General features: G+C 40.5%; 12 protein-coding genes and 1 pseudogene. 8 read left to right on the top strand and 5 right to left on the bottom strand.

All coding sequences use genetic code 11. From position 1 onward, the window contains the following. Positions 1-456 precede the first annotated feature (456 nt). The 4 genes from NOS7107_RS09080 to NOS7107_RS09065 all read left to right on the top strand — a co-directional run bounded on the left by NOS7107_RS09080 (position 457) and on the right by NOS7107_RS09065 (position 5,588). On the top strand, positions 457-2,565 hold the full coding sequence (locus NOS7107_RS09080) for a PAS domain S-box protein (RefSeq protein WP_015112680.1): 2,109 nt from the start codon (positions 457-459) through the stop codon (positions 2,563-2,565). 384 nt (positions 2,566-2,949) lie between these two features. Continuing rightward, the gene (locus NOS7107_RS09075) at positions 2,950-3,903 is read left to right on the top strand and encodes a DnaJ domain-containing protein (RefSeq protein ID WP_015112679.1); all 954 of its coding nucleotides are present in this window, start codon (positions 2,950-2,952) and stop codon (positions 3,901-3,903) included. After that, positions 3,903-5,117, top strand: a complete 1,215-nt coding sequence (locus tag NOS7107_RS09070) for an ATP phosphoribosyltransferase regulatory subunit (protein WP_015112678.1) — start codon at positions 3,903-3,905, stop codon at positions 5,115-5,117. Before NOS7107_RS09075 ends, NOS7107_RS09070 begins: the two co-directional genes overlap by 1 nt. Before the next feature lie 246 nt (positions 5,118-5,363). Beyond that, entirely contained in the window at positions 5,364-5,588 is a 225-nt protein-coding gene (locus NOS7107_RS09065; RefSeq protein ID WP_015112677.1) for a ferredoxin family protein, read from the top strand. A 173-nt stretch (positions 5,589-5,761) separates the two neighbouring features. Here NOS7107_RS09065 and NOS7107_RS09060 read toward each other — a convergent pair. The 4 genes and pseudogenes from NOS7107_RS09060 to NOS7107_RS09045 form a co-directional block, all read right to left on the bottom strand. Beyond that, a pseudogene (locus NOS7107_RS09060) lies at positions 5,762-6,034 on the bottom strand (pheophorbide a oxygenase); the annotation flags it as partial. A 62-nt stretch (positions 6,035-6,096) separates the two neighbouring features. Continuing rightward, positions 6,097-6,999 (bottom strand): MBL fold metallo-hydrolase, encoded by a 903-nt coding sequence (locus NOS7107_RS09055; protein WP_015112676.1) that lies wholly within the window; start codon positions 6,997-6,999, stop codon positions 6,097-6,099. 12 nt (positions 7,000-7,011) lie between these two features. Then, the gene (panD, locus tag NOS7107_RS09050) at positions 7,012-7,395 is read right to left on the bottom strand and encodes an aspartate 1-decarboxylase (RefSeq protein ID WP_015112675.1); all 384 of its coding nucleotides are present in this window, start codon (positions 7,393-7,395) and stop codon (positions 7,012-7,014) included. 178 nt (positions 7,396-7,573) lie between these two features. Next, positions 7,574-8,083 carry an inorganic diphosphatase gene (locus NOS7107_RS09045; protein WP_015112674.1) on the bottom strand — a complete coding sequence of 170 codons (510 nt, stop codon included), beginning with the start codon at positions 8,081-8,083 and terminating at the stop codon, positions 7,574-7,576. Between the two features lie 302 nt (positions 8,084-8,385). Here NOS7107_RS09045 and NOS7107_RS09040 point away from each other — a divergent pair, with 302 nt between their 5' ends. Beyond that, positions 8,386-8,643 (top strand): hypothetical protein, encoded by a 258-nt coding sequence (locus NOS7107_RS09040; protein WP_015112673.1) that lies wholly within the window; start codon positions 8,386-8,388, stop codon positions 8,641-8,643. A gap of 87 nt (positions 8,644-8,730) precedes the next feature. Here NOS7107_RS09040 and NOS7107_RS09035 read toward each other — a convergent pair whose 3' ends face one another. Continuing rightward, positions 8,731-9,270 (bottom strand): WcaF family extracellular polysaccharide biosynthesis acetyltransferase, encoded by a 540-nt coding sequence (locus tag NOS7107_RS09035; protein WP_015112672.1) that lies wholly within the window; start codon positions 9,268-9,270, stop codon positions 8,731-8,733. A 764-nt stretch (positions 9,271-10,034) separates the two neighbouring features. On the opposite strand from NOS7107_RS09035, the gene NOS7107_RS09030 reads away from it, so the two are divergent. The 3 genes from NOS7107_RS09030 to NOS7107_RS09020 all read left to right on the top strand — a co-directional run bounded on the left by NOS7107_RS09030 (position 10,035) and on the right by NOS7107_RS09020 (position 14,933). Continuing rightward, on the top strand, positions 10,035-10,394 hold the full coding sequence (locus NOS7107_RS09030) for a hypothetical protein (RefSeq protein WP_015112671.1): 360 nt from the start codon (positions 10,035-10,037) through the stop codon (positions 10,392-10,394). Between the two features lie 6 nt (positions 10,395-10,400). Beyond that, positions 10,401-12,776, top strand: coding sequence for a DUF4082 domain-containing protein (locus NOS7107_RS09025; protein WP_015112670.1), 2,376 nt, complete (start codon positions 10,401-10,403; stop codon positions 12,774-12,776). A 276-nt stretch (positions 12,777-13,052) separates the two neighbouring features. Further along, positions 13,053-14,933: an ABC transporter ATP-binding protein gene (locus NOS7107_RS09020; protein WP_015112669.1), complete on the top strand. Its 1,881-nt coding sequence runs from the start codon at positions 13,053-13,055 to the stop codon at positions 14,931-14,933. Positions 14,934-15,067 lie beyond the last annotated feature (134 nt).

Raw genomic sequence — 15,067 nt, 5'->3', positions numbered from 1 at the left:
AATTGACTATTTAAGAAAGTTCTATAAACCAATATATTTCTGCACTGATTACCTCTCATCTTATGAGATATCTTCTTTAGGAAAGATACTATTTTCGGGCTTTCTATGCTATTGGGTGGTAAGCATTAATAAACATTTCCCTCAATCATGTGCCTTTTGCAAGTGTGTGATCTTATTAATAGCATAGTAGTTATATGGAGTTTATCTCTTAAACTCATAAAGTTTTTAACAAACAGCGATTCCGCACGTAGTTATATACCAGATGATTGCCAAAGATGGATAACTAATAATAATGTAATTTTAGTGGTAAGTATTGCACTGACATCAAAGATTTTGATGAAAAAAAATATACTATCCGGTTATGAAAAACCCTGTGGGGTAATTGTAGTTATAAAAGATGGTTCTATTTCTGTGATAGCTCTACCAGACGTGGTAATTACTTAACAGGTGTAATAGATGCAATTAGCAGTGGTTAATGATAGTAAACAAGAGATTGTGCAAATCAGAGAAAATGAGCAACGTAAACAGATTCAATCCCTAGTGCAATTGGCCAGGAGTAAGACATTCCAAAAAGGCAATCTCAAGGCAATATTACAAGAAATTACAGAAGTGGCAGCAAAAACACTGGCTGTTGAGCGAGTTGGAGTATGGTTATACAGTGCTGATCACACCACAATTGAATGTCGAAATTTGTATGACTTGAAGAAAAAAATACATACATCAGGTCAGACATTATTAAAAGCAAATCATCCTAATTATTTCCAAAGTTTGGAAGTGGATCGCAGTTTAGCAATTAGTGATGCTATTAACGATAATAGAACCCAGGAATTAGCCGCATCTTATTTAAAAGTATTTGGCATCGCATCATTACTAGATGCACCAATTTGGCTAGGAGGGCGTGTGGTAGGTGTAGTATGTCATGAACACTTTGGAGACATGCGCCAGTGGACTGTAGAGGAAGAAAACTTTGCTAGTTCAATTGCCGACTTTGTGGCCTTAGCAATAGAAGCCAGCGATCGCCACACTGTACAAGCAGCGTTACAAAAAAGTGAAGCCAAGTTTCGCGCAATATTTGAGCGTTCGTCTATTGGCATTGGACTTGCAGATATCAAAGCCGAGATAGTAGATATTAATCCCACCTTATCGCAAATGCTGGGATACAGTCGGGAAGAACTGTATGGCAAGTACTTTATCGATTATATTTCCCACCAAAAAGGAGATTTAGAGGTATATAAACAACTAATATCAGGAATGCGCGATCGCATTGAAATCGAAAAGCATTTCCGGCATAAAAATGGTCAGTTAGTTTGGACTCACCTCTCGATTTCCATGATTCCTGGGAGTAATGGTACACCAGAGTTTTTTCTGGCAATTATAGAAGATATTACTGAGCGCAAACAAACAGAGTTGAAACTCCATACATCTCAAGCAGCCGCAGAAGCTGGTAATCGCGCTAAAAACGAATTTTTAGCTACAATGAGTCATGAACTGCGAACTCCTTTAAATGCAATTATGGGCTTATCACAGTTGTTGCAGCAAGGAATGGTTGGTTCTTTAAATGAAAAACAACAAGAATATATTAATTGTATATATAGTAGCGGAGAACATTTACTAGCAATCATTAACGATATTCTTGATTTATCAAAAGTAGAAGCAGGTAAAGAAGAACTAAATTTATCAACTGTATCGGTAGTAGATTTATGCAATTACGCCATTTCAACAGTACATGATCAAGCTAAAGAAAAAGGTTTAAACCTAATCAGCGAAATTGATCCACAGGCAGAAACTTGTAAAGTGGATATTCGCCGGAGCAAACAAATGTTAATTAATCTGCTGACGAATGCGATTAAATTTACACCAACCGGTCAAGTAAGTTTAGAAATTAATAAAGTGCCAGAAGGCATTAACTTTACAGTTGCAGATACTGGTATTGGTATAGATAGTAATCAATTTCAATTTCTCTTTGAACCATTTAAACAATTAGATAGCCGCTTAAATCGTCAGTATGAAGGCACAGGCTTAGGTTTAGCCTTGACACGTAAATTAGCCCGATTGCATGGTGGAGATGTAACAGTCGAATCTAAATTGGGAGAAGGCAGCCGTTTCACCTTATTTCTACCAGATCAAGCAGATTTAACCACAGATATTATCATAGTAGATGAAGATACTAATAAATTTTCTTCAACGCCAAACAAATTAAATGAAAAACGCATTTTACTGGCTGAAGCAGAAGCAAATATAGGCATATTTTTACACGACTATCTGCAACTTATTGGCTACCAAGTTGAGTTGGTAAATACTGGAGATAACTTATTAGAAAAAATTGCCAATTTCCAGCCAAACTTAATTTTGTTAGATACGCAATTTTTGCCAAGTCAAGACACAAGAATCTACCAAAGATGGATGCAGAAGTCTGAATTGCAAAATATTGCTGTGGTGTTTATGGGTAGTAATGAAAATGAATTGCCAGAATTGAATTTGGGAAAAGCAGATAAATATGACTATATTTTAAAGCCAATTCGGATTATTCAGCTTGAATCAATTCTGATGCGATATTTCAGCTAGTACTGTAAGGCGTAAATCATAAGTCAAAAATATGTCAAGCAATTTGATATTGCAAGATGAAAAAAGATTTAAATTGAGTATCAAAAATTTCACAGTAAAATTACACTCGAAAAAATAGTGATAAAAAGCTAAAAATAACTAATTTTTAGGCTATTTTTAGCTTATTTTTGGAAAAATATGAATATAGCTGGCTTTTAAGCACTTGGAGTACTCCGTAGTGGGTGTAGCATTTCCCAAAACGTGCATTGTTCATGCCGAAGTTATGGTGGTATGAACTATTGACTCTTGACTATGGAATAAATGAAAAATTGCTACTGACGATCCACTGATCTAGCGAAGTAAACTAGAAGGAATCTGATGATTCCTGTGGTGTAACACCAACCTATGTCGCTAAAAATAGATCGTGGACTGTTTAAATATGACTTCATAGACCATCATGCAGTCTTGTGCGTTTCAGTGGATGCGGATGTGAAAGAGATCCGCAAGCATTATCTGCAAATTGCTCGTCGTTTGCATCCTGATAGTAATGCTTCTGCCACTCCTGGGGAAAAAAAGCTGGCTAGTGAATTATTATCTAAGTTGGTTAACCCAGCTTATGAAGCACTATCTGGCGATCGCACCCGCACAGAATACATGATAATTTTGTCTCAAATGGGTAAGCGTTTAGTGCAAGATTCGGCTTCCATAGAACTTACCACCGATTTAGCCAGACAGCTGGCGGCGGCTCCCAATATTGATCATTCCTATAAAACTGCGATCGCTAAAATTGCGGAAACTCAATACAATTCCTTACAGCAAGTAATACCTATCATTGCTCAAATTAGTGAGTTGAACTTAGTCTATTTAATGCGGAGTGCAGGTAAAGCGTTCTCTAGCCAATCGGCTGCGCCTAAATCTGCACCGAGCGCCAACACTCCCCCAAATACAGCCGCAGCACCGCCACCACCGCCAGCGCCACCAAAAGAAGACTCAGCCGCGGAACAATATATTCGTCGGGCGCAAGGTCTAATTGAGAAAAACCAATTTGCTCAAGCCAAAGTCGAGTTGCAAGATGCACTGAAACTCGCACCCAAGAGTGGCCGCTGTCATAGTTTGATTGCTTTAGTTTATTTAAAGCAAAATCAGCTAAAAATGGCCAAGATTCATTTTGATAATGCTTTAAAATTAGACCCGACAGACCAAATAGCGGCCACATGGAAACCTAAAATAGATAAAGCTTTGAGTCAACAATCAGGTGGTTCTAAAGCGACTCCATCTGCCAAAACTGGGAATACACAACCAGAGAAATCGGGAGGTGGAGGTTTATTTGGAGGTTTGTTTGGTGGGAATAAAAAATAATGGTGTATCAACCAGCAGCGGGAGCAAGGGATTTATTACCTTTAGATGTGGCTCAAAAACGCTGGATTGAAGATAGGTTACAGCAAGTGTTCCATCGTTGGGGATATCACAAGATTATTACCTCAACGTTGGAACGAATGGACACCTTGATGGCGGGGGAAGCAATTCAACGCCAGATGGTGATTCAACTGCAAAATTCTGAAGATGAAGAATTAGGGTTACGTCCAGAACTGACAGCTTCTATTGCGCGTGCTGTAGTTACGCGTATGGAAGCTGTTACCTATCCGCAACGACTTTATTATCATGCCAATGTCTTCCGACACATTTGGGAAAATCGGCACAATCGCCAGCAAGAGTTTTATCAAGCTGGTGTGGAACTTTTAGGTGTTGGCGGATTGCGGGCTAATGCTGAAGTACTGCTTTTGGTGGGTAATTGTTTAGACGCACTGGGTTTGCGAGATTGGCAGATAGTCTTGGGCGAAGCGGGAATTACCCGATCGCTTTTGCAAGCTTTTCCGGCTAATATCCAAGCAAAAGTGCGTCAGGCGATCGCTCACCTTGACCGTGTGACCATCGATACTTTGCCGCTAAGTGAAGATTTGCGCGATCGCGCCAGAATCATGCTCGACCTGCGCGGCAAAAGTCAAGACGTATTACAAAAAGTCAGTAGTCTCGGTTTAGACGCAGAACAGCAAGCAGCAGTAAATAGCCTCAATTCTCTAGTAGAGTTACTGGAAGGAGAAAGGAATTTTCCGGTAATTTTGGATCTCAGTTTGATCCAGACCATTGACTACTACACAGGTATTGTCTTTGAAATTGTCAATAATAGCGATTACCCAGCCAGAGTTTTAGGGCGGGGTGGTCGTTACGACCAACTTTTAGGACTGTATCACCCCCAAGGCGAAAACATCCCCGGCATTGGTTTTGTCCTCAACATTGAAGATTTATACCAAGTTCTGTTATCTAGTCAGCAATTGCCGCAAGATATCCCTGCCAGCAACTGGTTAGTAGTGCCAGAAACAGAAAATGCTGAGGCGGCTGCTTTTGCATATTCCCAAAAACTCCGTGATTCTACTCATCTAGTCATAGTGGAAATGGAACTAGGAGGCAGAGATGCAGAAGCTATCCGTCAGTATGCCAGCGATCGCCGAATTGCCCAAATCGCTTGGATTAAAGCCGATGGTTCCCCCACAATAGAAAGTATTAGCCAATAGTCAATGGTTTTTTGCTGTTGACTATTGACCAATATGGTTCAGTTAAGGTGATAGGGTTGATTTCTCAATTTCTGCTTACCTATCAGACAATCAGCAAGATTTGGGGGACGCAACCGTCCTCCAAACCCCCTGCAAAATAATTCTTGCGTTTTTGGTTGAGTAATTATTTGTTGGTTTTGTTGTGATTTAGTTTTCTTATCTGAACTGTATTGGACTATTGATCACTAAAGAGAGGGAATCTATCAAATGCCGCACACAATTGTAACTGATGTTTGTCAAGGCGTTGCCGACTGCGTAGATGCTTGTCCTGTAGCCTGCATCCATGAAGGGCCTGGCAAAAATGTTCAAGGAACCGATTGGTACTGGATTGACTTTGCTACCTGCATTGATTGTGGAATATGTTTCCAAGTATGCCCAGTAGCAGGTGCGATCGTTCAAGAAGAACGGCCAGATTTGCAAAAAACACCTTGAAGAAGAATTCAGAAGCTAGAATTCAGAATCAATTAGGCGTTGCTTGGGTTTAAGGGTGTGGGGTATAGGGATGTAGGTGTTCAAAATCCTCACAGCAATATACCCTTACCCCCAGCCTGAACAATATTATTCAACACATAAACCATTTGCTAACAGTCATCACAGCAAATAAACTATCTCTGTGCATGGATGTAGTCTACAAAGTAAAATTTTGGACTCAGCCAGAATCTCAGCCAAGGGTAAGCACCTAGACTTAAGGGTGCGATCTCAATTAGGGGTAAACCTAGTTGAAGCCGCAATCCATCGGGAAAAAGAGCCACAGCGCATATAGTGATTACAAAGTAGATTAGAAAGACTGCTTGTAAGCGTTGCACTACTAAAAGCGCATTCCGACAGCTACTACAGTTTTGGGTGTGTTGTTTGTAGCGATCGAAAATTTGTTGGCGATCGCCGCAGGATTTCATCCAGTATAAACGCGTGGAGTATATGAAGCTATCTGATGTCTAAATTACTTGCCAACCGACAACACTGAACCTTCGGAAGCTAGTAAGGCGTGCGGAAGAACAGATTGCACCTCAGCTTGCACTTGGTCGAGAAAATTATCATCGTCGTCTGGATGATGATGAGAAATGACTAACTGCTGCACTGCGGCAGTTTGAGCTAATTCTACAGCCGCTTGCCAGTGTAAATCAGAAGATTCATGGTTGTTAGCTGTAGGCGGACTGTAAGTAGCATTGGCAATCAGCAAATCCACACCTTTTACCAGCTGTAAAATCTGCTCTTGATCAACAGGATCAGCATTTTTAGTTAAATCACTGATATAGGCAACACTTTTGTTCTGCCAAGAAACTCGGTAGCCAATAGAACGCTGAGTTTGATTAATCAATGCTGTGGCGATCGCAACATCATCTAACTGCACCTCGCCACCAGGTAGCAAATTATAAAACTGCAATTCTGATTGCATCACCTGGAATGGATAAGGAAAGTGCGGCTGTAGCATTTGGTCACAGAGGCATTGTTTAATCGAAGCACTATTAGAAGCAGCCGAACCGTAAATATGAAAGCGGTTTTCTGGGACAAATGCCGGTGCAAAAAAAGGAAACCCTTGAATACGATTCGATTGGGAGTTGGTAAAAAATAAATACGCCTCTACGGGTTTTTGCAATTGTCGCAAAGATTTACCGAGTGTGCGTAGACCAGTTCCACCATCAAAAATCAAGCGTTTACCGGCTACTTGTATTTCTACACAAGCAGTGTTACCACCATAGCGATTGGCATTACTAGCAGGGGTAGCAATTAAACCCCTAACACCCCAAAATTGCACAAAAAATTCACCCGCGGAACTAATAGGAGACGTAGTTGCGGTTTCAGTTACGGAACTTTGGAAATCCGACGGCGCAAGATTTGACATTTTTCTGAAAAATTAGGCCTTACTGAGCAGGTCATCGTAGTGCCGCACTTCTAATAGTCGGTTTTTTTCGTCCACAATGACTACCGTAGGAGAGTAATTTTTTAACTCTTCCAAAGAGAACTGCCCGTAAGCCATTATAATCAAGCGATCGCCTACAATGCCTAGACGTGCCGCCGCCCCATTTAATTCAATAATTCCCGAATTAGCTGGAGCCGTGATTGTGTATGTAATGAAGCGCTCACCATTGGCAACGTTAACTACTTGCACTTGCTCATAGGGTAAAATACCAGCCTTTTCTAACAATATTTCATCAATGCTGATACTTCCTACATAATTAATATTTGCCCCGGTGAGGGTGCAGTTGTGTATTTTCGCCAAAAGGACTGTACGCTGCATTTCGTTTTGAAGTTTTTGTGGCCAGGTAGGCAATTTGCAAATATCAAGCTGTTTATTTTTGCGATTACCTGACTCTAGTATAGGAAAGCAGGAGGCAGTCTTTATGAATTTTGTACCTAGCACTTCGTGAAGTTGAGGAGTTAGGAGTTAAAAATCAACACTCCTAACTCAGCAATGCTTATTTAGCAGCTTTAATACACTGTTCTACTAAGGCTGAGACTTTACCGACATCTTGCCAAGCGAGAATTTCTGTTACTTTCTTTTCCAAGTTTTTATAACTGCGGAAAAATTCAGCAATTTCATCTAAACGGTGTGGTGCTACGTCGTTAAGAGATTTGACGTGAGTATAGCGTGGGTCTTTGTCTGGTACACAAAGAATTTTTTCATCGCGATCGCCACCATCAATCATCTCTAACATACCTATTGGTCGCGCAGCAATAATACAACCAGGAAAAGTTGGCTCATCGATAATCACCATCCCATCAAGAGGGTCGCCATCATCAGCCAAAGTATTCGGCACAAAGCCGTAATCGAATGGATATTTTACCGAAGAATAAAGCACTCTGTCTAGGGCAAAAGCTTCCAGTTCTTTGTCATACTCGTATTTATTCTTGCTCCCGCCAGGGATTTCAATCAGAACATTTAGAATACCCGGTTTTGGTTGAGCAGGAATACGGGATAAGTCCACAACAAAACTCCTCGGCTAACGGTGAATCGGGGATGCACTCTGTTTAGTTCCCCGTGTAGAATTTTATGGCCAAGATGCACTTCTTCTCAAATAATTTTCTAACAGGCGCTAAATACAACAAAGATCCACAAAAAAATTATCCTTCCTCTTGACCAAAATGCTGATCAAAATTTATTAGTTGAAGTCACTCTTTCTGCATAGTAATTATTGCTGCTATTGATGATTATTCCATCAGAGGGATGTCCGATTACCTAATAATGGCTAATCTAAAATTAACCTCTAATCAATAAACAATCAAAATTATGCCATCTGCAAAACCATTGTATGGCACAGAGCTAGTAGATTGTGCCAGAGCAAATGCCAAGCAAGGAATTGAAACTGCTGCTTATCAATGTGGCTATGGTGATGATCTCAACACTTTTGCCCAAGAACTCCGTCAAGCTTGTGCAGAAATGAATTTGCAAGTCAAAGAATTGAGTGAATTAATTACTGATCAAGATATGATCCTCGAAATAGGTACTGGTGAAATTATTGCCCCAGATACAGCTTCAGAATTATAAAAACTACTGACCATTCCTAAAAACATCTGACTTTGAATCGGAAATAAGGATGGTCTGTAAATTTGGTGCGATCGCCCTTCACTAAAATTAAATCTTACGCTCCTTGATTGGCTGGGCGGGATTACCTGCATAGATTGTCATCGCTTCTAAAGAACGTCCTGTAACTCCACCCAAAGTCAATACCGCACCCTTCCCAACAGTCACTCCAGGGCCAACTACTGACTTAGCCGCAATCCAGCTACTTTCTTGAATGTGAATTGGCGCAATAATTAACTTAAAATCAGGATGACTCCAGTCATGGTTGCCTGTGCAGAGATAAACCCCCTGAGATATGCACACATGGCTTTCAATAGTGACATTTGCTAGGTTATCAATCCAAGCATCTTCCCCAATCCACACATGATCACCGACAACTAGCCGCCAGGGAAACTTCACGCGCACTCCTGGTTTAATCCGGACATTCTCACCGATCTGTGCGCCAAAACCGCGAAGTATCCAAACTTTTAAGCTTGAAGCAGTTAACCAACGATTCTGCACCACAGAAAAACCCAGGAAATACCACAACACTTGTTTCCATAAGGGTGCGCCAGGAGTATAAGTATCAGTAGTATAGCTATCTAACCGCATATATCAAGCTAATAAATTGTCAATTAAATATAGAAATCATCAGGCAAATTAAACTGTAAATTTTTTTGTTAGGGCGTATAACCAAGTATACAAATATCTTGACGTTTAGATGTTTACTCTTAATCAGACACCGAGTAAGTTTAGGATAAAATTGCCTAAGCCAGAATCAAATATGCTGTTACTTGAGGCTTCAAGAATTTTATCTAGATTTGCATAGCTTCAACTTATAGTCTTCACGAACCAGTTGATCATTCTCTTGAAAACACACAGGATAACTCCTATTGAACTGTGTACATAGGGGAGACATTCATGAGATTGGTGTGATTAATTTAAAATTAATGAATTTACTTGAAAAGCTTACCAAATCAGCTTATGAGATTTCTGAATGCAATTAAATTCAAGTGTATCCACCAGGATTTAGTTGACGATATATGAATTTATGGTAAATTTACTCAGGCAGAATATGAAGTATTCTGATTTAGTGAGGAGGTACGATTGATCACTGTTCTCAGAGTTTGTTTAATTCCTGCAATCTTGTACGAAACTAAAGTTTCATATCTAAAACCTAGTTTCTTCATTCATTTAACTTAGTGTTAGTCCCAACATAATACTGCGTGATCAGTTTCTTCTGAAGATCAGTTCTAGAGCTTATTTCGGGAGAAGCAATCGTCAAAAAGTGTGTTCATTTTTCATTTCTCAATACTTCTGAATTGTTAGATAGAAGTTATGTTCCCGATATAAAGACAATCAGGCTAAGAGGTTCTATGAAACTTTTCAATGACCTTGTGACAGTAGCAGAATCAACTGCTCCTGTTATTTATGATGCTTTTTTTTGGTCTGTTTCCAGTTGTAGAGCTAATCTCTCCCCAACCAATCAAAGCAACAACAAGTATGTTCAGAAAGAGAATTTTAGTCTCCATAAATTTCTGACAAATAAGCAATTGACACAGAACGCAACTTCATCGAAGCATAACCAAGCTAGTGTGACCATGAAATTTCCTGTGTATAGATCAGGGTCAAATAGCCTTGCTTACGGTGAAGGAATGCTCTTGGGTGGTGCTGATACCAAGATGGGTACTGCCAAAACTAACTTTAGTGTCACAGCAGAAAGCGTCAATTGCTAAATAATTATGAAGAAGATTAAATATATCAAGTTTTGCCTACTCGCGGCACTTACGCTGCTGTTGAGTTTCTCTAGCACCATAATTCATGCCCAGACTGCACCCCTAACAGTTTTAACAACTCAAGCTCCTAGCACTTTCAAGACTGATGGAATTCCCTATGAATTAGGTATGAAATTCCGCAGTACCAAAGAGGGACAGGTTAGCTCGATCCGCTTCTGGAAACCTGCCAATGAGACAGGCTCGCATACTGGCAGAATTTGGTCAGAAACAGGAACTCTCCTATCTAGTGTTACTTTTGCCAACGAAACTCCTTCGGGTTGGCAGCAACAAGCTCTGAATACACCTCTGAATATTCAAGCCAATACAAACTACGTAGTCTCTGTCAACACCAATACTTATTACCCAGCCACGAATGGAGGGATGACTAACTCCATTGTCAATGGAGATTTGAGTTCAGTGGCAGGTAGCAATGGAGTGTACAACACAACTGTAGGCGCGTTCCCCACGAATTCTTACCAAAATACGAACTATTTTCGTGACATCAGTTTTGTTGCTGCTGCCCCACCAACGACATCAAACCCACCAACGACATCAAACCCACCAACAACATCAAACCCACCAACAACATCAAACCCACCAACAACATCGACATCAACTATTCCAGCAAGTTCTAAAGCACCTTGGCCAGTCTTTCAGCGTATAGATGCACTCAAGTCTTCTTCCACTGTTGGGTTAACAAAAGTTTGGGGAGATTATTTTGAAAACAGTGAAGATCCATTTTTCCTTTTACCTGGTGTACAGACTCAAGAACTGTCGAATACTTCAGGAGGCAACTATGCAGTCTACAACAACATTGATTTAGGCAGTGGTGCAGAAGCACTGATGCTCCGCGTTGCTTTGGCTTCAGGAACTAATGCAGTTGAAGTGCGCTTAGGCTCGGCTAGTGGTACTTTGTTGGGAACATGTAGCATCAACAGCACCGGCTCTGTCTCAACCTACCGTACTGTTCCTTGTCCTTTGACTTTGAATACAGCCCTTGCCAAAGGAATACAAAACCTAGTTATCAGGTTCCCAGGAACTAACAGCACAATGCGCTTTAATTGGTTCGCTTTCTGGGCAAAGGATACAACGCAGACAATTGACCAGGTACAAAAATGGCAATCTACCGTTATGGTCAACAGACCAGCACCTGTTATACCAATTGCTGGTAGCCCAGTGCGGACACAAGATTTGCTACCTGCAAGTTCTGCGACACTGGCTAAGTCATACGGTCTATGGTCTCCTGGAAAAACTTGGGAATGTCCAAAATGGATACACGATACTTATTGGGTAAAAGCTGACGATAATAAAATCTACCCAACTTGGCACCCACCGGTGGATTTCAACCCAGAAACCAATACTTATTGTACCTATGGTCATGAGCATGGCGATGACCCACGCGGTTCAGAAGTGTTTACTACTGCGGGTATGCCAGCTTTCGGCTATATCAACGAACAGCACGCAATTAATGACCCAGCTAATCCCAGACATGAAGACCACTTTGGCCATAAGGTTTTTGTTGCCAATAACTGGACTATGTACAATGCTAACAATAGCAGTAACACAACAAAATGTGATGTACTCGTAAAAATACACATGGGTTCACATTCACCAGATGCGCTCACAAATACGGCACATGAAATGTTTGTGGCAGGTAAATGTGATGGACAACAAGCTTTTAACGTCAAACAGTTTGGCTTGTTTGGTGCGCCTGGATACTTCAAAGAACCGGAAGCAACTTATTGTGACGCATTCTTGCCTTCTGGTATTACGCCGAATCCGCTCAACCAACCAACAGATGGCGCTCATCGTGCCATTCCTACAAAGGATTGCTATGCGCGTGGTACTCAAGCAGAACAGTCTTCCTTAGTTCAAAAAAGAACATTTGAATACTGGCTAACAGAGTTCGTACGCGGTGATTTTTACTTTAGAGTTACAAATCCTGCTCGGATTTATGATGCCTCTTCTACCACGAAGATTGGTAGAACAGTGGATTTGTGTTATTCCTCTACTCATCCTCTCGCTAAGACCTTGTTATGCCAAGAAACCCTAGCCGCTGGTAGCCAAGTAGTGTGGGATGATCCTCGTTCACCTTTCCGAGGGACAGTTGGTATAGAGAGTCACTTTTCCAGATTAGCCTTTGATAATTCTTCATCTTCCGTAATTTATACAGATGCCTATGGCAAAAATGCCAGAACATCACCCGATTCTTCTAGGAAGATTACCTTTAAGCAAATCGTCCCAATTCAGGGATTTGATTATAGGGTAAGTGGCCAAGATAGCCTCTTCCCCTCCGTAGACTATTCTGCATTAGGGAAAAATGGTGTCAGAGCGCCTAACTAAATAATTTAGTTATGTTGAAAAGCAGCCTGTAAGCAAAATTACAGGCTGCTTTTATTATGTATGACCTTGAGTCATAAATTTATCTTTGTAAACTACTGCCCACATCCCAAAATGATATTGTTACCAATGCTGAGTATGTTTGCGTAAGCTGGCTTGTGTCTGTTTCTGAGTCTGGGAATTTATATGTCTGACGTATCATTAGACCACGGGTGTGAATGCTACATTAAATAGGCGTGTTTTCCCAGTGCAAAATAAAATTAATATCATGCTCCCATTATGAGCATCTACCAATCCCTGAAAAAATCCTACAGACGAGACAGTTGGCGTGGCAATGACTGGCGATTATTTTTGCGGTTAGTTCCCTATGCTCGTCGTGATATCAAACTGCTGACTTTGGCAATGCTATTGCTTGTGCCGATTGCTTTCTCTAATGCCATACAACCATTATTGATTGGACAAGCTATTTCTCTCATCCGTAATGAACCCAGTACTTATGAGTTTCTCAGGAATATTCCTCTGTGGCAAGGGATAAATATCCTGGAAGGATTTATCTTGGTGGCAATTGTTACCCGAATGTTCTTCACCAGCATCCAGGGTTATCTGCTACAGAAGTTAGGACAAAATATCACAGCCGCTATTCGGCAAGACTTATTTAAGCATGTCACATCTTTGGCAGTCCGCTTTTTCGACCGCACACCTGTAGGTAAATTAATTACCAGACTCACTAGCGATGTAGAAATTTTAGGAGATGTATTTTCTACTGGGGCGATCGGCATAATCTCCGATATATTTTCTATGGTGGTGATTATTGGGATTATGTTGTCTATTCAGTGGCAACTTGCTTGTTTGCTGCTGTTAATATTACTACCTATTACCTGGTTGATTATTTACTTTCAGCAAAAGTATCGTAAAGCTAACTATAAAGCACGGGAAGAACTGTCTTTATTAAATTCCCAGCTACAAGAAAATATTGTTGGTATTAACGTCGTACAGTTGTTTAGGCGGGAAAAAATTAATGCAGAGTTGTTCCGCAGCGTTAACAACCGCTACATTGGCCAAATGGATCAGACCATTTTTTATGATTCTGCGGTATCAGCGACCTTGGAATGGATTGGCTTAGTCGCGATCGCAGGTGTATTATGGATGGGTGGTTGGTTACTGTTGGAACAAAACCTGACATTTGGTGTATTATCTGCATTTGTTCTGTACGCCCAGCGATTATTTGACCCATTGCGAGATTTTGCCGAAAAATTTACCGTTATTCAAGCTGGCTTTACTGCCATTGAACGAATTAACGATATTTTAGATGAACCGATAGAAATCCGCGATCGCAACAATCAACGTTTCTCAGTATTTGATCATAGCTTTGGTTACATAGACGAAATCATGGCGGAGATGGAATCACAAAGTTTCAACTCCACACCAGAATTAGGCGAAATTCGCTTTGAACATGTCTGGTTTGCTTATAAAGACGATGATTTTGTCATCAAAGATTTAGATTTTGTGATTCGTCCTGGCGAAAAAGTCGCATTAGTCGGCCCTACTGGCGCAGGTAAAAGCTCCATTATTCGGCTTCTGTGTCGCCTTTATGAACCCACCCAAGGACGAATTTTAATCGATGGTGTTGATATTCGAGAAGTCCCTCAAGCAGACTTGCGCCGCTATATGGCTGTCATTTTACAAGAAGGCTTTTTATTTGCTGGGAATGTTAAAAGTAACATTACCCTCGGAGACAGGTATACATTCGAGGAAATTGAATTAGCTGCACAAAATACTAATATTGCTCAGTTTATTGGAGAATTGCCCCAAGGCTATAATACTCAATTGCGAGAGCGTGGCACAAATCTTTCTAGTGGTCAAAAACAACTATTAGCCTTTGCTCGTGCTGCTATTCGTAACCCCCAAATTCTCGTATTAGATGAAGCAACGGCAAGTTTAGATGTGAATACAGAAGCTTTAGTTCAGCAGGCACTAGATCAGTTACTAGTAAAACGTACTGCTATTGTGATTGCTCACCGCCTATCAACAATTCGCAATGTGGATCGCATTTTTGTTCTCAAGCGAGGTGAATTAATTGAACAGGGTAGTCATGAGGAATTATTACAACAAGGGGGTATGTATGCAACCTTGCATAACTTACAAATGTTAGGAACTTAATCGTTGGATTCAGTAGGATGGGCATGATCATACCCATCCTAAATTATTGATTTTTCCTTTGCAGTTTTGAAACAAAAATACTATTAACTAGATTTTTTATAAATCAACAGAAATATTGGTAGATGATTAACCCT

The organism is Nostoc sp. PCC 7107 (genome assembly GCF_000316625.1).
In the GTDB taxonomy this organism is placed as follows: domain Bacteria; phylum Cyanobacteriota; class Cyanobacteriia; order Cyanobacteriales; family Nostocaceae; genus Nostoc_B.
This window is presented reverse-complemented; position numbering and strand designations above follow the sequence as displayed.